Raw genomic sequence first — 18,467 nt, 5'->3', positions numbered from 1 at the left:
AGCCAAATCACCATCATGAAGCCAATGCTCTGGTAATCCACCCATGCGCTCAAGGATCGTCGGTGGCATTTCCTGTGGTTTGAATATGAAGAGCGATCGAATGACAGTCCAAAGCAGTAACCACCGATCTCGCCATGACAAGGCTAAGGTTGCTTCACGAAGTTCCAATAAAGTCATGCTTGTGTTTTTCCAGTTAATGTTATTTGGGGTTCTGAGCAAATAATATCTTACACTTCAAATACTATTCCTTTCGGCCCGGGCCGGCGCTGCCCAAGGCACGATCGTGACGATCGCCAGGCTGGCGGTCAAAATCGAGAAAAATCAGTTGGTTTTCATGGCAGCATCTCCTGATGGTGAGCAGCCGGGCCTCCAAAACTTGGCAGAACGCCGGATCGCGAATAAATCCAGTATGCGGCCCGCGCTCCACCCGATCGTGGAGGCACTTCCTGTTTATGAACTGGCCGCCCTCAGGGAACCCACTCCCCACAAATTCCGCGCGATCGAGCTAGCGGAGTATTTTGACAACTGAGGTTGAAGAGATTGCTGGAACAATCGTCAAATATTGGTGAATCAAAGTTAGTAGGGCTGTATCTGTGCAGCAATCTGCGAGCAGCGCTCACAATCATTAAAATTATTGCAAGAAGGTTAAAGTTGTTGATCGTAACTTGGCACACTTACTGATGCAATCCAGAGCATCTTTGCGATCAACATCCAGCCCTGGATATCGCGCCGCAACGGCATATTGAGTCAAAAAGGCTAAGTCCTGGGTATTAACTTGCCAGTTTGGATAATTGGAACTGAGCATTCGATCGAGTATCAACAAGTCATGGCTGTAGGGTGGCACAACTTCAGCTTGGATTAAGAGTGCTTTCATCAACTTTGCAATACACTGTTGTGCATGAAAGCAAATTGATCCATAGCTATCTAAATTTGACTGAATGAGAAGGTTTGCAATTTGCCAATCCTCTTCAGATCGCTTTAGCCACTCTTGAATAACTTGCGTCATAAAGAACCTTGCCTTGATCAATCGCTACTCGCACTAGCGGATCAAACTGTTGATACCGCCATTGAATTTCATAAGAGGTCTTGACAATAAAATCCACTGAAAATTCTGGCTTCGTTGCTCGCCAAAGCTCCACAGATAAATCGATTGCCCGTCCCTCAAAATCCATGACTACCAACAAATCGAGATCGCTCCATTCGTGAGGTTGACCATAAGCATAGGAACCAAACAAGATGATTTTTTCAGGTTGAAACTGCTCAACAATAGCCTGACAAATTTCTGAAATCTGTTGATCGGTAATCAGACGAATCGATGAATTCATCATTCAACACTCCTGACAGAAATAGAGTGATTGATTGTCTTGCTCTCAGGCTTTATTGCAAGAAACTTAAGCCCCTTACCCTCATGATCTCATATCGGTAGATTTGGACTATTCCTCAAATATAATTCCTTCATAGAATTCCTCGATCGCCACGGTTAGCCCAATACTTTGCAGTTCGACCCGATCGCCCGATCGATAGCTCAAAATCAACCAATCTCCAGCGCTATTCCTGTGGTAGATATCAACCGCCACCTCTTCGGAGCTAACTAACACGTAGTCAATCAGATTTGGATTGCGGCGATATTTTTCAAACTTCTTGCCGCGATCATAAGCTTCCGTGCTGGGGGAGAGAACTTCAACAATCAAGCAGGGATAGGTAATGTAAAGTGGATGTTCCCGATCGCGTGGATCGCAAGTCACGCTCAGATCAGGATAAATATAATTAAACGTATTAAGAATGTTGATCTTCACATCAGAATTCAAAACTCGACATTGACCACCTCGTACATTAGGACGAATCAACGTAAGAATGTTAATTGCGATCTCACCGTGATTTTGTGTACCGCCGCTCATAGCGTAGACATGACCATCGATTAGCTCATGCCGTTCGAGCTGTTGGGCTTCCCACTCAAAATAGGCTTCCGGTGTGAAATGGGGCTGATTCTCTCTTGCGGCAACCATTGTTTTTCTCCTGGTATTTTTGGGCTAATTCTATTGTGCTTCAGGTCAACGAGAAGAACATCAGCCAAGCGTCTAACTAGCTTCTGAAGAGGCGGCTATATTGGGTTTCGTGGATCATGCTGGAGATCGAGAGACCCCAACCACAAGCAAACCAATCATCATCGGTGTCAGCAGTGGCGAGTTGCTGAATTTCAGCGATGGCGGCGGTTAAATCGGGCCATAAATTGAGTAATGTTTGCTGACCTTGGGTTTGACCGATCGGGATAGAGCGAACCCCGGCGCTCACCAAATTACTAGCCCAAGATTGTAAATAGGCGGTCAACATTTCTGCGTGGCTCAGTTGCCAATGGGCAGCCAAACTAGCAAAGGCGATCGCATAGTTTACCGGTTGCAAGTTCAGTGCCATTAAGGTGGCATCGGTTGGGTTGAGATCTTTGGCTAAGGTGACCAACGATCGCCCCATTTGCCAACTTTGTAACCGCAATTCTTCCGTTTCTCGCAGGGCCGAAATCCATTGATTCCAGTGGTGAATGGAGTCCCGATCGCCCTGGTCGATCGCCTGTCGGGCCTTCAACAGGGCCGCCGCTTCCAGGCGAATGCTGCCCACCCGTAACTCCTGCCGCAACCAGTCGGTCAAATCGGCAGCCGATCGCACCCGGCCCTTGTCCACCAAGGTTTCGATCGCCTCAGAATAGCTGAAGGCTCCCACGGGCAAGGCCGGGCTAGCCAATTGCAACAGGGCAAGCGATCGGGACAGTGGCTCACTCATGGTGGTGGGAATGGGCGTGGTTGTGGTGATGGTTGTGGGTATGGTGGGCGCGATCGACCGTTGCATAGGCTCCCGAATCCGGCACAAAGGGAGCGATTTCCTCAATCACCTGGAGGCCACGCCGTTCCAGCAAATCCTTCAAGGTGGGATCCGGCGCAAGCCGCAAATAGTCGATCGTGATTTCCAGGGGCGCATGGCGGTTGCCCAAATGATAAGCCGCTTGCAACAGGGATAGTCGATCGGGCGATCGCACCGTCAGCACCGGTTCCGGTTGCGCCACCACCCAGCAACAGTCTCCTTGGGCGGTGCGCAGTCGATCGCCCGGCCGCAGCACTGTGCCCCGGGCCAGTTGCAACCAAGCCACCGTCCCATCATCAAGGGTGACCTGTCGGCGCACCTTCACCCGATCTTCGGCAACCAAGGCCAACTGACGCAGGCCATGATCGGCAGCGGCGGGATCGAAGGCGGCAGAATCCTGGGCCTGGGTCTTGGGCAGTTCCGGGCGATCGACCTGAATGAACACCCAGTGAGGCGGAACTGTGGACTCAGTTGAGTTATTGGGTTGTTGGGTCGAATTTCCCGGGATCACGAGGGCTACTCCATCGCAACTCATTTGATCATTACCCGATAAATTGTCCTACCCGATCACGTCGCCTCTTGACTCTATAGCTCACTGGAGAGAATAGAGTTGAATTGTTAGTCAAACTTGCCCTTGTGCAAGCAGGAGAACGAACCCATGACTCAACAGACTTCGACATCGCAATCGTCTAAAGGTCGCCGCACGATCAAGATTGTGGGTGCTGTGGCTGCTGCTTTGACCGTGATCGCGCCGACCGCTGCCTATGCCTCAGGCTGCGGTTGCGGTGGTTCTGGTTCCTGTACCTGCGGTGCGAACTGTACCTGCACGAATTGCGGCAATTAGGGTTGGAAACTTTGACACCGCTTAAGCTGGAGAGGATGTCAAGACAGCGCTGATGATGACGGCCCTGACCGTGCGATCGTGGTCTGCACTGTGGAGTACTGACCACGGCCCCGGCATGATCAACGGTGGGCCGCCATCAATAACGCCGTCAACAATCTCGTTGAACCTGTCTGGAAGCGGGTTTAGGAGCGATCGCCCATGACTGCCAAAACCATTGCCGCCAATACCTACGAAACGGATTACCACGGCTGGATTCAGCAGCAAGTGGAGTTGCTGAAATCCGGTCGTTTGGCAGATATTGATCTAGAAAATTTGATTGAGGAGATCGAGAGCTTGGGGGCATCGAAACGAGACGCACTCGTTAACCAGCTTGCACGCCTCTACTTGCATCTCCTGAAGTGGCACTATCAAGCTCACAGGCGATCGCGCTCATGGTCAATTTCGATCAAAAATGCACGGATTGAGATTGAAGACCTGCTAACCGATAATCCCAGCCTAAAAGCGCGGCTATCGGAGTTCGTCGATAAAGCCTATGCTAAGGCTCGCAGGCAGGCAGAAGCCGAAACTGATCTGCCGATCGACCAGTTCCCAACCGCCCCAGTCTTGAACTTTGAACAGGCTATGACTATAGATTTTGCGGAATGGAGCGATCGCCCATAATTGCCCATAACGTTAATCTCTGGAATTTCAGAAATTTCTGAGTCGCTGCCTGGTGTGGGTAGATCATGCCTAAGGTTTCAGTCATCATTCCGGCCTATAACGCGGCGGCCACCTTGCCCGAAACCCTCGCCGCCTTGCGATCGCAGACTTGGGCAGATTGGGAAGCGATCGTGGTAGATGATGGCTCCACGGATCAGACGGGGGAGATTGCCCTGCAAACGGCCGATCCGCGAATTCGGGTGTTGCGCCAACCCAATGGAGGTCAGGCGATCGCCCGAAATTGTGGCTTGGTGGCGGCTCGGGGATCCCTGATTGCCTTTTTGGATGCGGATGATTGGTGGACGGCAACGGCCTTGGCCGATCGGGTGGCTGCCTTGGAGGAGAACCCGGCCGCTGTGTTGGCCTACAGTTGGACGGACTATGTGGATGATGACAACCAACTGCGTCACCCGGGCTTTCGCGATCGCCATCAGGGCCAGGTGTTCACTGCCCTGTTGCTGAATAATTTCATTGAAAATGGCTCCAATCCCCTGATTCGTCGATCGGCCCTGGAGCAGGTGGGGGGCTTCCAAACAGAACTCATTCCGGCGGAAGACTGGGACTTGTGGTTGCACTTGGCTGGATTGGGTGAATTTGTGCTGATTCCCGAGGCCCAAGTGCGCTACCGGGTTTCGGATCGATCGTCCTCGGCCAATTTGCGGCGGTTGGAGCGGGCCTGTAATGCGGTGTTAGAGCGCCATTTGGCCAAGGCGGGGCCAAGGTCTTCGGCTTTGGGGCGATCGGCGCGATCGCGGTTTTATAAAGGATTAGCCTGCAAAGCGCTGACGGCGGGGCCGCGCGATCGGGGGCGTGGGTGGCGATCGGCTCGGTTGCTGTTGTTGGCCCTGTGGTTTGGGCCGCACCTGTGGCGAGAATGGCGGTTTTTGGCAATCCTCAGCGGCAAGATTGGCCTCACAATCCTGTTGGGGCCGCAGCGGTTCGATCGCCTGTGGTCGCGATCGGGTGCGTCCAAATTCGGCTGATCAGAAGCTGATCAAAAACTGATCAAAATCCGTGATACCCAACTCGTGATACCCAACTCGTAATACTCAACAACTTTCTGCGCCTAAGCAGTTAAGGGTGTGGCGCGGGTTTCAATGGCCGCCAGTCGATCGAGCAGCGAAATCGACACATCGTAGGCCGCGCGATAGTCATTTTGACGGTTGGCCTGTTGGGAAATGGACTGATCGGGCAGTAATTCATCAATCAACTCGCTGGCCAAAATTTCCAGCATTTCCGCCAACTGTTTCACCTGCGGATAAACCGCGCGGGAAATGGAAGTTTGCGCCTCATCGCGATCGCCCTTTTTGCCCGATCGGGGTTTGAACTCCAGCCCCCCGGTGGCATCCTCCAACAACTCCAGCGTGGCCAGCAATTGCATAGTGGCTCGGTAGGCCTCCTTCAGGGACTCATATTCCTCCTGGGGCGACTCCACCAACCCATCCGCCAACAGCGCCAACGTGCCAATCACCGCATTCAACCGCAACCGTCCCTCGTAGGACAACCGCTCCACCAACACCACCGATCGCATCCGAATTTGTTCAATCAGTGGATGCCGCTCATCTTCCCAATGGGATTGCTGGACTTGCTCGATCGCCTCCGCCACCCGATCGCTGACCGTCGATCGCCACACATCTTCCGCCACATAGCGCTGAAACGCAGCCCCCTCTTGGGTGGCCGCATAGAGCGATGGTAGCCGGTTCAGGGCCCAAGCCATCACACTGCCCGGATCGAAGGCAATCTTCACCCCCTCCGCTTCCAGTGCCCCTAACTGGGAAATGGTTTCCTCCATCACCAGTTTTTCCATGGCGTTTTCGCAGCGCACGGGGGTTTTCGTGGCGCTTTCGGAAAACTGCACCGCGTAAAGGCGAGCATAGTAACCTCGCTTGCTCAGCAACTCCGCATGGGTTCCCACTTCCACCACCTGCCCCTTATCGAGCACGGCGATTTGGTCGGCATTTTGCACCGTGGACAGGCGGTGAGCAATCACGATCGTGGTGCGATCGCGGCTTAATTCGTTAATGGCCTGTTGCACCTGGCGCTCCGAGACCGTATCCAAGGCACTGGTGGCCTCATCCAAAATCAAAATATCGGGGTTGCGCAACAGGGCCCGAGCGATCGCAATTCGCTGCTGTTGGCCCCCAGACAGGCGCACCCCCCGATCGCCCAGCATGGTTTCAAACTGCTCCGGCAAATCCATAATGAAGTCATAGGCGTTGGCCCGCCTGGCCGCCTCCATCACTGCGCCCTCCGTCACATCCTCGCAGCCATAGGCAATATTGGCTCGCACCGTGTCGTTAAACAAAAAGGTGTCTTGGCTAACGATGCCCATGGACTGGTGCAAACTGCGAAGGGAAAACGTGCGCAAATCTTGACCATCGATCGTGATCCGGCCGCTCGTGGGGTCATAAAACCGAATCATCAAATCCGCCAGGGTAGACTTGCCGGCCCCTGAGGAGCCAACCAGGGCCAGGGTTGTCCCCCGAGGAATGCGCAAACTGACCCGATCGAGCACCCGGCTTTTGTCGCGGCTAGGGTAAGCAAAGGACACATTTTCAAACCGAATTTCTTGCCGCAGACCAGGAAAGGGCACTGCTCCATCGGGCACAAAATGTTTGCCTTGGCGGCTTAAAAAACGCACCATGGCATCCACCGCCGCCGAGCAAAGGGCTAAGTTATTGAGAGCCTTTCCGAGGGTAGTAACAAAGGCAAAAACCCGCGAAATTAAGAACAGGTAAGTTAATAGAATGGCCGCATAGGCTTCGAGGGATCCGGGAAACACAAATCGCCCAATCCAGACGATCGAGAGCAACGAAGCCACCACCAAAAATTCATTGACCGAAGCCACAAAAGAGCTGAAGGTTTGGGAATGTAAATCCACCCGTTGCCGCTTCAGCAATGTGCCCGTTAAGCGGTTATATTCCAAATCTTCGCTGCTGGTGGCCTTGATTAACCGAATCCCCCCGATCGCCTCCAAAAGCTGACTGGTGTAAAGCCGACTGAGCTGCACCCCTCGCTTGCCATATTCCTTGAGTTTTTTGGCAAATCGTTGGTTACTGAGCACCACTAACAGGGCAAAAATACTGGAAATAATCGTGAGTTGCCAGGAAATGGCCACCAATAAACCAATGAAGGTGAGCAAGGTGACCATGGTGGCCACAATTTGCACCACGGTGTTGATTGTGCCCACGGCTCCGCTCATTTCCGAGCCAAGGCGTTGAATTAAATCGCCAGCTTTGGTGCGGCTATAAAAATCCAAGCCCACCCCTAGGAGCATCCGAATTCCTTGAAATGTGCCGTCATTCACCAGGGCCCGGGACAAGTGCCCTCCAACGGCGGTGCTCAAAAAAGCCAGGATATTTTTAATCAGAATGGCTCCCACGATGGTGGCCACCATAGCAGCGCCCCGTTGATCTTCGGGCAAGGCATCAAAGGTGGAAAGAAGGTTACGCACCAGTTCTGGGGCATCAGCGCCAAGGTCAATTTTGCGACCCAAAAAAGCCAGGATGCCCGGAACCAGGAGGGCAATGCTGACACCGTTAAAGATGCCGCTCCAGAAACTCAGAATCACCGTCCCAAGAATCCAAAGCCAATTGCGAAGGGCAATGGCAAACAGTAAACGGTTGCTGGGCGAAAGTTTCATGCCAAGGGGGCCAATCAACAGCGATTGAACAGGAGTTGAACAGGAATTGGATAGGGGTTAGACAGTGATCAATACGGTGATTACTTTGTTGCGGCTTCCTGGCGGTTTCCTCGGGGTGCTCTGTTGAAATCGTGACAGAAAATGCAGAATTCGGGAGGCCCCATTGAAGGCCGGCGTTTCTGCATGGACTGCTTGGGGCAGCGGAACAGGAAAGCGGGGCGATCGAGTCCTGTGATCGAGTCCTGCGATCAAAGTATCGCGAAACGTTCAGGGGCTGCGGTCAAAGCATCAATATGTTTTCGCCAATTTTTACCAATTTTCGCCAATATTTTCTATTGAATGACCATTGAATGGTGATCGGCAGGCGATCGCCCTTGGAAATCCCGAAGCGGCGCACCCCGTCTTGAAGAGGAGATTACGCTCGTGCTTCTGGACGCTGGCCATGCCCACTTTGCTGCCTATCCTGTCAAGTTTTGCCGGTTCCGGTTCGTCCTTGCTGGAAGTGCCGGGGGTTGCTCGGTCTGCCCGTCGATCGAGCCAGAGTTTGACCGATCGCCCTCGGGCCAGCCGCTCGATCGCCCGTTCCGCCGCAGCCGGCAGTTGGAACCAAGAGCTATATCAACGGTTGCGGCTGTCCTTGGGGTTGGGGTTGCGGCGGCAGGTGTTTTTGGTGGTTTGTGATGATTTGCCCCTGCGCGATCGATTGGCGGGACGGTTGGCCCAGGAGTTGCCTGCGCCGCAGTTAACCACTTTGCGCCTGGAACCTCATCAGCCCACTCTGGCGGGGGCGATCGAATCCCTTTCCGAAACCACGGTGCAACTGGTGGGGGTGGAACAACTGACCCGGCAAGCGGCCCGGCTGCAACGGCAATTTTTAGCGGAATTGGAAGCTTTGGCCAGCAATTGGGCTCATGGGAATTTGAGTCTGCTGTTGTGGGTTCCCCGACCTTGGCTATACACGATTCGGGAATCGGCTCCGCAGTTTTGGGCCTGTTGCACGGGCACGTTTGAGTTTGAAGGCCAGCCAGCGGTGTTGCTGAATCCCTTGTCGGGAGCCGATCGGGCCGGATCTTGGATTGGTGGGCGCGATCAGGGACGGCCGACCCTGACGGTGTTGCCCCGACCCAATGAAGGAGCCAAGCCGATTGTGCCGCCCTGTCCGCCCGCGCCGACGGCTTGGGAGCGGTGGGTGATGGAAGCCACGGCGGCCCGGGCCACGGCTGCGGCCAAGGGAGTGGCGGCGGAGGTGGCCCGGGCCAGCTTGGAAACGGCGGCCCAATGCTATCAACGGGCGATCGACTGGGTGAAAACTCACGGGGAGCTGGCCGCCCTGCGATCGCTTTACTACGATCTGGGCGGAGTTTATGGCGATTGGGTGCGCTGGGGCGATCCGGCCTGGGCTTGGGAGCGGGCGGTGCTGGCCTACCGAGCGGCGATCGGGGATGGCTCCGGTGGCGATCGGGCTTGGCGAGTGGCGGCGCGAAATAATTTGGGCACGGCCCTTTGGAGTTGGGCCCGCTATGGCGACTCGGTGACCCGGTTGCAAGGGGCGATCGACAGTTACCGAGCGGCTTTGGCGGACTATGCAGAACAACCGGGGACTGAACCGGCCACCGGGCGATCGCATCCTGGTGATGAGCGCCTGCAACCCGACTTGCTCTATGGCACGGTGCAGGCGAATTTGGGAACCGCCTACCTAAACCTGGCCCAAGTGGATGCCCAAGAAAAATGGCTGCTGCTGGCCGCCAGCGCCTTTGAAGCGGCCTTGCCCTATCGCAGCCCGGCCGATCGCCCCGCCGCCTATGCGGCCACCCAAAACAACCTGGGCACAACCTATTGGCAACTGGGGCGGCAACTGCAACCGTTGGATCCCCAACGGCGGCGAGACTGCTGGCAGCGAGCCACCCAGGCCTATGCCCAAGCCCTGACCATTGACCCCACCATTCCCGTTGGGTTCGATCGCGCCGCCGCCGCCAGCCAGTTGGCCTGGATTTACTTACAGTTGGGCGTTGATTCTTACTTGCCCCTGGCGGTGAGCGATCGGGCAGTCCAGCTCGATCGGGCCCTCGCGACCTACGTGCAAATTCTGACCGCCCATGGGGATCAGCCTCCCCTGCGCGATCGGGCCCTCAGCGGGGCGATCGCCACCATTCGCGCCATCTATCAACACCTGGGCATTGAGGGCCAAAGCCGCGCCCTCTCCAGCATTCCCGGCCAATGGCTGCCGGCCGTGATCGATCGCCTCACCCACTAATCCTTCGCCCTTCTGCCCCGAGCACCCCAGCACCAGAGCACCCACCCACCAGAGCACCCACCCACCAGACAAGGGGTTTAAACCCCTTGCCCCTGAGGATCCTGTGGCCCCTGAGGCTCTCGCAGCGGATGCTTGGCAAATGCTTGGTCGATCGCCCTGGCCAGCCAAAAAAAAATGCGCCAAACCCAGGGGATGCTGTCCCGAAGTTTGGCGCGTCAACCATTCGTTATCAATCAGTTCTGAAGAAGCTCTGGATTAGAGGAGTCGCTTTGGCGTTCAAAACGCAACCCTACCCGATCGGCACACAAACGATTGCTAGACGATGGCGGTGCGAGGAGTGGAAACTATTTTTGGCACACCAATTTTTAGCACATTGCGGCCCGAGTCTTGCGAAATTGCAGGTCTCCTTTGGACACGCGCCCTGCCAAAACCTGGGTGAGTTCGATGCACCCTGAATGACCAGGTAGTTTCAAGATCGGGCGATCGCCCCTTACAGCGCACCCAGATAGGACAAGCCCAGGATCGTCCCCAACCCGAGAATGTGGCCAAAGCTCGTGGTGGCCAGCAGGGCCGGGAAACCCATCCCCCCAAACAAAGCGGGCGAGGGCAGGGCCGGAGCCGCGCTGGGATACTTAATCGAGTATTTGCCGATGGCGATCGCCAGCACATTGCAAGCAATCATCACCGCACCCACCTTCGGACTCCATTCGAGAGTCGTGGGTACAGCCGCCAGCAAGGACAAGGAAACGTTCAGCATAGATTCTGAAGGGGTGAAACGCCCGAAACACAGCAAATTTGAGGCTATCTTGAACCGAAACCTTGGGGAACGGTGGAGTTTGTTTGCAAGATTTAACGTTTCTTTGAAGAGTTCCAGCAATCTCTTAAGCGGCCCTGCGAAAGATTGCGAATCTTCCGATCCCCTATTCTGATCCCCCAGACCCAACCGATCGCCCGCGATCGCCTGATCGCCCGCCCCCAACCGCGCCCCAGACCGGTTTGGACCTCGGATTCCCACGAAGGACGACCCCGCGTGGCACAATAGCCCCCGGATTCCCCATTCGCTTCAGTTCCCCATCAACCGGCTCAAGGCGCGATCGACCATGCAAGTCGTTAACCAATGGTTCACCCTCGGGCGCAATACCCTGCGCGATCGCCCCAATCTGCGCCATGTTTGCATCGTGGCCGCCCTGTTCGGTGCAGTGACCCTCATCCTGGGTTTGCACCGCTACTTCACCCTCTACGCCTCCTACGATCAGGGCATCTTTAACCAAGTTTTTTGGAATAACCTGCACGGGCGCTGGTTTGAGAGTTCCCTCTCCTCCTCCCTCTCCAGTGCCGTCAAACAAGACGGGCAAGCCGCCGAGGTGTTCTATCGCCGTCTGGGGCAACACTTCACCCCCGCCTTGCTCCTGTGGCTGCCGATTTATGCCCTCCATTCCCAAGCAGTCACCCTGGTGTTTTTGCAAGTGGGGCTAATTACCGCCGCTGGCTTTGTGCTTTATGCCCTGGCCCGGCAACACCTCAGTGGCCCCGTTTCCGCTTGGATTGTCACGGGCTACTATGCGGCCAACGCCGTCATTGGCCCCACCTTTTCCAACTTTCACGATCTGTGCCAAATTCCGCTCTTTTTCTTCACCATTTTGTTGGCCATGGAAAAGCGGATTTGGTGGCTGTTTTGGCTGGTGGCAGGTCTCAGTTTATTGGTGCGTGAAGATCAAGGGATTGGGTTATTTGGCATTGGGGCTTACATGGTCTTGAGTCGCCGGTTTCCATCTCAAGGATTGGGGCTTTGCACCCTGTCTTTTCTGTATGTGGTGACCTGTACCAATGTATTCATGCCCTTCTTTTCGCCAGATATTTCCAAACGATTCATGATCGAGCGCTTTGGTCAATATGTGGGAGAAGAGGAGGCTTCCTCGATCGACATTTTGAAAGCCATGTTGACCCAGCCTTGGCTGTTGGTTTGGGAGCTGGTGAATCCGCCCTTTGAAACATTGAAATATTTGGCGGGTCATTGGTTGCCTTTGGCCTTTGTGCCGGCCTTGTCTCCCGCCAGTTGGATTATTTCTGGGTTCGGGTTGCTGAAAATTTTCTTGCAGCAAGGGGAATCGGCCCTATCCATTAATATTCGCTACGCGATCACGATCGTGCCGGGGATGTTCTATGGGGCAATTTTGTGGTGGAAGTCCCATGGCGATCGATTCAAACAACCGAAATTTCGGCAGTTTTGGGCCGCTTGTATTGCCCTCTCGCTGCTGTTTTCCTTCACGTCCAATCCCCATCGGGCTTTATATTTTCTGATTCCCGATTCGGTGCAGCCTTGGGTTTATGTGTCGCTGCCGGAACAGTGGAGCCATGTGGGCCATGTGCGCAAGGTTTTGGCCCAAATTCCTGAGGATGCGAGCATTGCGGCCACGACCTATTTGGTTCCGCCCCTTTCCAGCCGCCGAGCGATTATTCGCCTTCCTTGGACGGAAATTCGCCGTGATGATCAACAGGTTTATTCCGCTGATTATTTGGTGGCGGATACTTGGCATTTAGCCCGCTATCAGGTGGCTTTCAGCAAGGAACGAGGGGAGTTGCGGGAGTTTGTTCCCTTAGTCGATCGCACGTTGGCCCAAGGTCAATACGGGGTGCAAATGGTAGAAGATGGGGTGGTTTTGCTGAAGCTCAATACCCCTTCGGATCCGGCGGCTTTGGCTGCTTGGAATCAACGGCGATCGGAGCTATTACCGTTGATCCAACCTACCCAATCCTAGAGGTGGATTAAGCAGGATTAAGCAGATCAATTTGGGCTGTTCAGACATGCTCAACAGTGGCTGAATTGGGGATGCAAATACAGGAGGAAAATCGATGGCAATTCGGATTGGCAATGGCTATGACATTCATCGCCTGGGGCCCGATCGGGACTTGATCTTGGGCGGCATCAAAATCGATCACGAGTTGGGATTAGAAGGCCACAGCGATGCGGACGTGCTGACCCACGCAATTATGGATGCGATGTTGGGGGCCCTCAGTTTGGGCGATATTGGTCACTACTTTCCGCCCACGGATCCCCAGTGGAAAGGGGCAGACAGCCTGAAACTTTTGGCTCAGGTGAACCAGCTTTTGCGCGATCGGGGTTGGCAGGTCAGCAACATTGACTCGGTGGTGGTGGCGGAACGACCCAAACTGAAACCGCACATCAACGCCATCCGATCGCGCCTTGCGGAAGTTTTGGGCATTGAACCCGATCGCGTTGGCGTGAAGGCCACCACCAACGAAAAGTTGGGCCCCACGGGACGCGAGGAGGGCATCTGTGCCTATGCCGTGGCGCTCTTGGAAACCGTTGCTTAGGGGATGTCTGAGGCCGGTTGTGACGACTAGCGAGGGTTGGCGGGCGCTGCGTTGGGGCTGGTGTTGGGCTGAATTTGGGGTTGGGCTGGCTGGAAGGGTTTTTGCTTGCTGTCCATGATCGGCCGCACCAGGGCGAAGCTAATGCCAAAGGCCGTCATGGCAATCAGGGCGATCGCCAAAATGGGCCAAATGCCAGAGCTGGACTCGCCGGAGCCGCCGTTGGGGGTCGATCGCCCAAAGTTGCCCAAGCCTCCCAGCCGGGTCGATTGCGGTTCGTTGGCGGCTCCATAGAACTCTGCCATGGGTTCCAAGTCCGGCAAGGCGTTCCAATCGCTCACGGCCGCTTGCTGGAACGGATCTCCCGCGATCGGGGCGTTGGGAGCCAAGGCGGGCTGGGGCGGCCTGGCGGCCATTGGCGGTGGCGGGGCGATCGGGGCGCTGGGCGCAACACTCAAGGGATTGGGATCTAAGGGGCGCGGGGCATCCTGGGGCGTGGCGTTGGCCCGCAGGGTGGCCACGGCTTCCGCCAAGGCATCCAAGTCCGATCGCAGGCGATCGCGCTGTTGGGTCAGTTGGGCATTGTGCTTTTGCACCGCTTCCAACATGGCGCGGGTAGCTTGCAGCTCCGAAGCCAATTGGCGATAAACCGCCACGGGAATTGTGCCTTGGGAACCGCTTGGCCCGGACGACACAAGGGACTTCGGCGAAACGTTGCTATCCATAGCTCAACTCAACCCAACGTTGAATAACGGCAAAGACTCCCGGCCATTATCAACGATCGCCCTCAGGATCGACTGCCCAATCTGGGTTGTGGACTGGTGCGATGTGGATTTCCCGATCGGGCTGGGTCGATCGCGCGGCCGATCGCCCGTGGCCGAAATGGGGCTGGTTGGCTGGAGTCAGTCCATCAAGTTTTGTAAACTGTTCTCCAGTCTCGCAACCTCACAGAGCCACAGTCATGAGCCAAGCCACCGCTGACACCGCCCACGAACCCGTGAAATACGGTGAGCGCCACATTGAAGAAGGGCAATTGATCACCTTCCCCAATCCGCGGCCGGGTCGGATCTATCATGTGCAAATTAGCTTGCCGGAATTTACTTGCAAATGCCCCTTTTCCGGCTACCCCGACTTTGCCAAAATCTCGATCGACTATGTGCCCGATCAAAAAGTTGTGGAACTGAAGGCCATCAAGCTCTATATCAACAGCTACCGCGATCGCTACATTTCCCACGAAGAATCCATTAACCAAATTTTGGACGACTTTGTGGCAGCCGCTGATCCGTTGGAAGCGACGATCGTCGGTGATTTTAACCCCCGTGGCAATGTCCACACCGTGGTGGAAGTGCGCCACCAAAAACCCGCCCAAGCCTAGCCCAATTTCGGAGTCGATCGCGTGAGCCAACCTTGGCGACAAATTACCCAGCAACCCTGGGGATCCATGGCCGGTGCGGCGGCCCTCAGCCTTGCCCTGGCCATGGCGATCGACCAAGGCGTAATTATCTTGGCCGAAGCCTGGCCGCCCCTCGCGGCGGGGCTGATGGGGTTGGGATCCTGGTCTATTTTTTTAATCCTGGCGATCGGGCTGGGTGTGGGAGCCTTAGCGGTGCATTGTGCTGAGCGGCTGTTTCCGCAAGTGCGACTCAATGGGGGCAGCCTGTGGACGTTGGTGGCTTGTGTGGGAGGCGAGCTGGGTCTTTTGAGTTTGTTGCCGTTGCCGGTGTTGCTGATTTCCTTCAGCGAGCTGATGGTGATGGCGATTTTGGTCGGTGTGTTTTGGCGGGGCCGGGCCCACTGGCGTTGATCCAGATCGCCAGCTTTCCAAGATTTCTAGAATCTAAATTTCTAAAATCTAAATTTCTAAAATCTAAATTTCCAAAATCTAAATTTCTAGGTTTCTAGAATCCAAATTTCTAAATTTCTAAAAGACTGCATCCAAAACGCAATCGGGTGACGTACTCCGATCGAGCGATCGCGCAGGGTGGCTGATCTCAGTGCAGCCTGTTGGCCAATGGGCCTGTTGTGCAATAGGCGCGCAATATTTTTGTGCAACTTTCAGTACAACCGGCCGTTAGTACAACCGGCCTTTAGTGCAACCGGCCTTGCTTCTGCGCGATCGCCCCGAGGTCTCAAACCCGATTTTGATTTCAGGATGATCTTTCATGCGCCATAATCCATTGCCCCGTCCTATTGCCCAAGATGCTGTTTCTGCCGTTCGCTGGCGATTGTGGGTGCGATCGGCCCTGTTGTTTGTGCTCAGTGGTTTGTTAACCGTTGTATTTCACGGTTTTGCCCTGGCTCCAGTGGGTGGCCAAGGGGCGGCCTGGGCGGGCGATCGCCCTATGCTCGTGGAAGCGAGCCAGTTTGGCCCGATGCAGCCAGCAAATTGGCTCGATCGCGCCGTGCATCAAAATCTGCAAGCGGCCAAGGCAACCCTGTTGGCCAGCGGAGCCAAAGCCAGCGAGCTAAAAACCTTTGTGGCCAAAATGAGCACCGCCGAAACAGTGCCCATGCGAGCCAACAGCGGCGCTTGGGGAACCGTGGGAGCCGTCCTGTCGGGTAACCGCCTGGTGGTGCGGGGCAGTTTTCGGGAGCTATCCAGCCCCCTGCGCAACTACGTTACGGATCCCGTTAGCCCCCCGAACCCGAACATCACCTCCGCCTTTCACATTCACCGAGGTATGGCCACCGAAAATGGCCCTTTCCAATACGCCCTGCAAGTGATGACCGATGACAGTGGCTTGCTGGGCAGCGCCATGGGTGACTACATGCTCACGGTGGAACAGTTGGATGCGTTGAGCAAGGGGATGCTCTATGTGGATTTGCACACCACTAAAAACCGTGGTGGCGAGCTGCGGGCCGTGTTGAAGCCGCTTTAGCTTCTCCCTTGGCTGAAGCACGAAGGCGCTCAGCTTTGGGGTTGACGGACTCCCCGTGATCAATCGACGGGGAGCCGGCCGCCGGCTAGAATGCATCGGGAAATTGCAGAAAGTTAGGGTCTGAAACTCCGTGCTTTTGGAGCGTGCTAGGCTGCAATTGGCCGCGAGGTTCTTGGCTTCAGTCTGTGGGTTTGCAATTCTCGAGCTGCCTGTGGCGGGGAGAGTGCCAACAGCATTAGCAGACCGATGCGTCGCCCGTGACCCCAGTCCTCAGAGGCTCAGGATTGCCGGTATCGAGACAGCCAGATCCACCGCCATTGCCTATGGATGCCCAATCCCCTGAGCTTGGCTCCGGCCCAGATTGGGCAGCGGAGGAAAAAAGTCGAGTTGTGGACCCGCCCGAGCCGAGTGATGCGGTTCTGTGGCAGGCTCTGCGACGGGGGGAGCGGGCCGCCTTGGGGCAGCTCTACGATCGCCATGTGGGGGTGGTCTATGCGATCGCCCTGCGATTGTTGGGTAATGTGCAAGATGCGGAAGATTTAACTCAGGAAATCTTTTTGCAACTTGGGCGCAGTGCCTATGACCCCGATCGGGGATCCTTGCGCACATTTTTGGCAATTTTGACGCGATCGCGCGGCCTCGATCGGCTGCGGGCCCAACGCCGGGCGCGGGCTTCCCTGGAAACTTGGCAAACGGAACAACAACAGGCCATTGCTCAACCGCCGGATCTGTTGGCGGAGTCACTGGATCAAGCCGAGACGGCGGCCCAGGTGCGTGCGGCTCTGGCCCAACTGTCTGAAAATCAGCGCCAAGTTTTGCAGTTAGCCTACAGCGACGGCCTGAGCCAGTCGGCCATTGCCGAGCGCCTTGGTCTTCCCCTCGGAACGGTCAAAGCTTGGGCCCGACGGGGATTGCTGAAGCTGCGCCAAACCTTGCAGCCCGCTGTGGAGGATGCCTAGCCCCATGAGTTCTCCCATCCTTCCCCCCAATTCTGATGGTTTCACCCCCGCGCCTGAGCCAGCCCCCACCGTTGAGCCGTTGGTCAATACCGACGCAGCTGATCGCGCCTTGGAGCCGATTGCGCCGACCGAGGTGGATTGGTTGTTGGCGGGCTATGTGTTGAATGATTTGGATCCGGATGAGGCGGCCGCCCTGGCCCAACGGTGGGATGAAGCGGCGATTCAACAAACCTTGCAAGAACTGCAAACCAGTTGGGACTTGGTGAACTTGCCTGCGCCCGTGCAGCCTGCTGCTGCCTTGCGATCGCGCATTTTGGCGGAAGCTGACCCAGCGGCTCGATCGCTGGACTCTGCACCACCGGAGCCATTGGCATTATCCACAACATCGGAGTCGGCTTTACCATCGCCTCCCTTTACCCGATCGACCCGATCGACCTGGTGGGCAGAAGTCCAGCAACTGCCTCGTTGGGCCCAACGGGCCGGTTGGGCAGCGGTGGTGATCATTGCGGCCTTGACGGCGAGTAATTGGTGGTTGTGGCGATCGTTGCAAACCCAACAGGCCCAAGCGCCCGGCCGCCCGATCGTGGTGGTGTTGCGCACCGCTAATCAGGAATCGCCCCCTGGCCGAACCAGCGCAGCGGTGGCGATCGAGGTTGATCCGTCCCGGATGGTCGGTCGTTTGCGAGTGGATCAATTGCCGCCCCTCGCACCGGGCAAGGTCTATGTGCTCTGGACGGTGGTGGATCCCCAGGCTCCGTTCACGACGGATCATAAAAACGCCATCTTGACCCATGTGTTTTCGGTGAATCAACCGAGCGATCGGGTTCAAAATCTAGTGTTACCAAAGGCTTTTTTAGATCTTGAATATGTCAAGGCGTTGGCCATTTCAGTTGAAGATGCCAAAGCGCCCCAACGCCACCAATCACCGCCCATTTTGATTGAACGTCTTTAATCAAGTGCCGCTGATCTAGCCTTCAGTGATCTGAAACTTCAGCCCAGATTT

Annotated in this window: 21 protein-coding genes; 13 read left to right on the top strand and 8 right to left on the bottom strand. The window is 55.7% G+C overall.

Features of this window, described 5'->3' with window-relative positions; all coding sequences use genetic code 11:
- Positions 1-334 precede the first annotated feature (334 nt).
- The gene (locus tag VPK24_RS06155) at positions 335-529 is read left to right on the top strand and encodes a hypothetical protein (RefSeq protein WP_393011349.1); all 195 of its coding nucleotides are present in this window, start codon (positions 335-337) and stop codon (positions 527-529) included.
- 102 nt (positions 530-631) lie between these two features.
- On the opposite strand, the gene VPK24_RS06150 is transcribed toward VPK24_RS06155, so the two are convergent.
- The 5 genes from VPK24_RS06150 to ureE form a co-directional block, all read right to left on the bottom strand.
- Positions 632-1,006, bottom strand: coding sequence for a HEPN domain-containing protein (locus tag VPK24_RS06150; protein WP_393011347.1), 375 nt, complete (start codon positions 1,004-1,006; stop codon positions 632-634).
- Positions 969-1,328: a nucleotidyltransferase domain-containing protein gene (locus VPK24_RS06145; RefSeq protein WP_393011345.1), complete on the bottom strand. Its 360-nt coding sequence runs from the start codon at positions 1,326-1,328 to the stop codon at positions 969-971. The genes VPK24_RS06150 and VPK24_RS06145 overlap by 38 nt, the downstream gene beginning before the upstream one ends.
- Before the next feature lie 105 nt (positions 1,329-1,433).
- Positions 1,434-2,006, bottom strand: a complete 573-nt coding sequence (locus VPK24_RS06140; protein ID WP_393011343.1) for a Uma2 family endonuclease — start codon at positions 2,004-2,006, stop codon at positions 1,434-1,436.
- A gap of 76 nt (positions 2,007-2,082) precedes the next feature.
- Positions 2,083-2,841: an urease accessory protein UreF gene (locus tag VPK24_RS06135; protein WP_393011341.1), complete on the bottom strand. Its 759-nt coding sequence runs from the start codon at positions 2,839-2,841 to the stop codon at positions 2,083-2,085.
- Positions 2,768-3,364 (bottom strand): urease accessory protein UreE, encoded by a 597-nt coding sequence (gene ureE / locus VPK24_RS06130; protein WP_393011339.1) that lies wholly within the window; start codon positions 3,362-3,364, stop codon positions 2,768-2,770. Before ureE ends, VPK24_RS06135 begins: the two co-directional genes overlap by 74 nt.
- A 147-nt stretch (positions 3,365-3,511) precedes the next feature.
- Between ureE and VPK24_RS06125 the strand changes: the two genes are divergently transcribed.
- From VPK24_RS06125 to VPK24_RS06115, 3 genes are all read left to right on the top strand, one after another.
- Positions 3,512-3,697, top strand: a complete 186-nt coding sequence (locus VPK24_RS06125; protein WP_143473161.1) for a hypothetical protein — start codon at positions 3,512-3,514, stop codon at positions 3,695-3,697.
- Between the two features lie 198 nt (positions 3,698-3,895).
- Entirely contained in the window at positions 3,896-4,357 is a 462-nt protein-coding gene (locus VPK24_RS06120; protein WP_190526555.1) for a DUF29 domain-containing protein, read from the top strand.
- 65 nt (positions 4,358-4,422) lie between these two features.
- Positions 4,423-5,379 (top strand): glycosyltransferase family 2 protein, encoded by a 957-nt coding sequence (locus VPK24_RS06115; RefSeq protein ID WP_393011336.1) that lies wholly within the window; start codon positions 4,423-4,425, stop codon positions 5,377-5,379.
- Positions 5,380-5,462: 83 nt separating this feature from the next.
- Here VPK24_RS06115 and VPK24_RS06110 read toward each other — a convergent pair whose 3' ends face one another.
- A complete protein-coding gene (locus VPK24_RS06110) occupies positions 5,463-8,039 on the bottom strand; it encodes an ATP-binding cassette domain-containing protein (RefSeq protein ID WP_393011334.1) in 2,577 nt (858 codons plus the stop codon).
- Between the two features lie 442 nt (positions 8,040-8,481).
- On the opposite strand from VPK24_RS06110, the gene VPK24_RS06105 reads away from it, so the two are divergent.
- Positions 8,482-10,293, top strand: coding sequence for a hypothetical protein (locus tag VPK24_RS06105; protein WP_393011332.1), 1,812 nt, complete (start codon positions 8,482-8,484; stop codon positions 10,291-10,293).
- Positions 10,294-10,783: 490 nt separating this feature from the next.
- Here the strand turns inward: VPK24_RS06105 and psaK are convergent, their stop codons facing one another.
- Positions 10,784-11,050, bottom strand: a complete 267-nt coding sequence (psaK, locus tag VPK24_RS06100) for a photosystem I reaction center subunit PsaK (RefSeq protein ID WP_099534849.1) — start codon at positions 11,048-11,050, stop codon at positions 10,784-10,786.
- A gap of 343 nt (positions 11,051-11,393) precedes the next feature.
- On the opposite strand from psaK, the gene VPK24_RS06095 reads away from it, so the two are divergent.
- Complete coding sequence (locus VPK24_RS06095; protein WP_393011330.1) at positions 11,394-13,052, top strand: DUF2079 domain-containing protein; 1,659 nt, start codon at positions 11,394-11,396, stop codon at positions 13,050-13,052.
- A gap of 94 nt (positions 13,053-13,146) precedes the next feature.
- Positions 13,147-13,629 (top strand): 2-C-methyl-D-erythritol 2,4-cyclodiphosphate synthase, encoded by a 483-nt coding sequence (ispF, locus tag VPK24_RS06090; protein WP_190353495.1) that lies wholly within the window; start codon positions 13,147-13,149, stop codon positions 13,627-13,629.
- A 26-nt stretch (positions 13,630-13,655) separates the two neighbouring features.
- On the opposite strand, the gene VPK24_RS06085 is transcribed toward ispF, so the two are convergent.
- On the bottom strand, positions 13,656-14,351 hold the full coding sequence (locus VPK24_RS06085; protein WP_393011328.1) for an FtsB family cell division protein: 696 nt from the start codon (positions 14,349-14,351) through the stop codon (positions 13,656-13,658).
- Positions 14,352-14,439: 88 nt separating this feature from the next.
- Here VPK24_RS06085 and VPK24_RS06080 point away from each other — a divergent pair, with 88 nt between their 5' ends.
- The 6 genes from VPK24_RS06080 to VPK24_RS06055 all read left to right on the top strand — a co-directional run bounded on the left by VPK24_RS06080 (position 14,440) and on the right by VPK24_RS06055 (position 18,416).
- Positions 14,440-14,607: a hypothetical protein gene (locus VPK24_RS06080; RefSeq protein WP_393011326.1), complete on the top strand. Its 168-nt coding sequence runs from the start codon at positions 14,440-14,442 to the stop codon at positions 14,605-14,607.
- Positions 14,588-15,001 (top strand): preQ(1) synthase, encoded by a 414-nt coding sequence (gene queF, locus VPK24_RS06075; RefSeq protein ID WP_393011324.1) that lies wholly within the window; start codon positions 14,588-14,590, stop codon positions 14,999-15,001. The genes VPK24_RS06080 and queF overlap by 20 nt, the downstream gene beginning before the upstream one ends.
- Positions 15,002-15,022: 21 nt before the next feature.
- The gene (locus VPK24_RS06070) at positions 15,023-15,430 is read left to right on the top strand and encodes a peptide chain release factor 1 (protein ID WP_393011322.1); all 408 of its coding nucleotides are present in this window, start codon (positions 15,023-15,025) and stop codon (positions 15,428-15,430) included.
- A gap of 358 nt (positions 15,431-15,788) precedes the next feature.
- Complete coding sequence (locus VPK24_RS06065) at positions 15,789-16,505, top strand: CHRD domain-containing protein (protein ID WP_393011320.1); 717 nt, start codon at positions 15,789-15,791, stop codon at positions 16,503-16,505.
- A 323-nt stretch (positions 16,506-16,828) separates the two neighbouring features.
- Complete coding sequence (locus tag VPK24_RS06060) at positions 16,829-17,464, top strand: sigma-70 family RNA polymerase sigma factor (protein WP_393011318.1); 636 nt, start codon at positions 16,829-16,831, stop codon at positions 17,462-17,464.
- A gap of 4 nt (positions 17,465-17,468) precedes the next feature.
- Complete coding sequence (locus tag VPK24_RS06055) at positions 17,469-18,416, top strand: hypothetical protein (protein WP_393011316.1); 948 nt, start codon at positions 17,469-17,471, stop codon at positions 18,414-18,416.
- The last annotated feature ends 51 nt before the right edge of the window (positions 18,417-18,467 follow it).

Origin of the sequence: Limnothrix redekei LRLZ20PSL1, from assembly GCF_043235035.1 — a bacterium.
Taxonomy (GTDB): Bacteria; Cyanobacteriota; Cyanobacteriia; order CACIAM-69d; family CACIAM-69d; genus CACIAM-69d.
The sequence above is the reverse complement of the archived record's forward strand: the minus strand, read 5'-3'. Positions and strand labels throughout refer to the sequence as shown.

Bases quoted from the DNA above. Each gene is read 5' to 3' on its own strand.
- queF (WP_393011324.1), top strand. From the start codon at position 14,588: ATGAGCCAAGCCACCGCTGACACCGCCCACGAACCCGTGAAATACGGT.
- VPK24_RS06110 (WP_393011334.1), bottom strand. From the start codon at position 8,039: ATGAAACTTTCGCCCAGCAACCGTTTACTGTTTGCCATTGCCCTTCGC.
- VPK24_RS06095 (WP_393011330.1), top strand. From the start codon at position 11,394: ATGCAAGTCGTTAACCAATGGTTCACCCTCGGGCGCAATACCCTGCGC.
- VPK24_RS06105 (WP_393011332.1), top strand. From the start codon at position 8,482: ATGCCCACTTTGCTGCCTATCCTGTCAAGTTTTGCCGGTTCCGGTTCG.
- VPK24_RS06135 (WP_393011341.1), bottom strand. From the start codon at position 2,841: ATGCAACGGTCGATCGCGCCCACCATACCCACAACCATCACCACAACC.
- VPK24_RS06065 (WP_393011320.1), top strand. From the start codon at position 15,789: ATGCGCCATAATCCATTGCCCCGTCCTATTGCCCAAGATGCTGTTTCT.
- VPK24_RS06125 (WP_143473161.1), top strand. From the start codon at position 3,512: ATGACTCAACAGACTTCGACATCGCAATCGTCTAAAGGTCGCCGCACG.
- VPK24_RS06150 (WP_393011347.1), bottom strand. From the start codon at position 1,006: ATGACGCAAGTTATTCAAGAGTGGCTAAAGCGATCTGAAGAGGATTGG.
- ispF (WP_190353495.1), top strand. From the start codon at position 13,147: ATGGCAATTCGGATTGGCAATGGCTATGACATTCATCGCCTGGGGCCC.
- psaK (WP_099534849.1), bottom strand. From the start codon at position 11,050: ATGCTGAACGTTTCCTTGTCCTTGCTGGCGGCTGTACCCACGACTCTC.
- VPK24_RS06140 (WP_393011343.1), bottom strand. From the start codon at position 2,006: ATGGTTGCCGCAAGAGAGAATCAGCCCCATTTCACACCGGAAGCCTAT.
- VPK24_RS06145 (WP_393011345.1), bottom strand. From the start codon at position 1,328: ATGATGAATTCATCGATTCGTCTGATTACCGATCAACAGATTTCAGAA.
- VPK24_RS06120 (WP_190526555.1), top strand. From the start codon at position 3,896: ATGACTGCCAAAACCATTGCCGCCAATACCTACGAAACGGATTACCAC.
- VPK24_RS06155 (WP_393011349.1), top strand. From the start codon at position 335: ATGGCAGCATCTCCTGATGGTGAGCAGCCGGGCCTCCAAAACTTGGCA.
- VPK24_RS06055 (WP_393011316.1), top strand. From the start codon at position 17,469: ATGAGTTCTCCCATCCTTCCCCCCAATTCTGATGGTTTCACCCCCGCG.
- VPK24_RS06115 (WP_393011336.1), top strand. From the start codon at position 4,423: ATGCCTAAGGTTTCAGTCATCATTCCGGCCTATAACGCGGCGGCCACC.
- VPK24_RS06085 (WP_393011328.1), bottom strand. From the start codon at position 14,351: ATGGATAGCAACGTTTCGCCGAAGTCCCTTGTGTCGTCCGGGCCAAGC.
- VPK24_RS06060 (WP_393011318.1), top strand. From the start codon at position 16,829: ATGGATGCCCAATCCCCTGAGCTTGGCTCCGGCCCAGATTGGGCAGCG.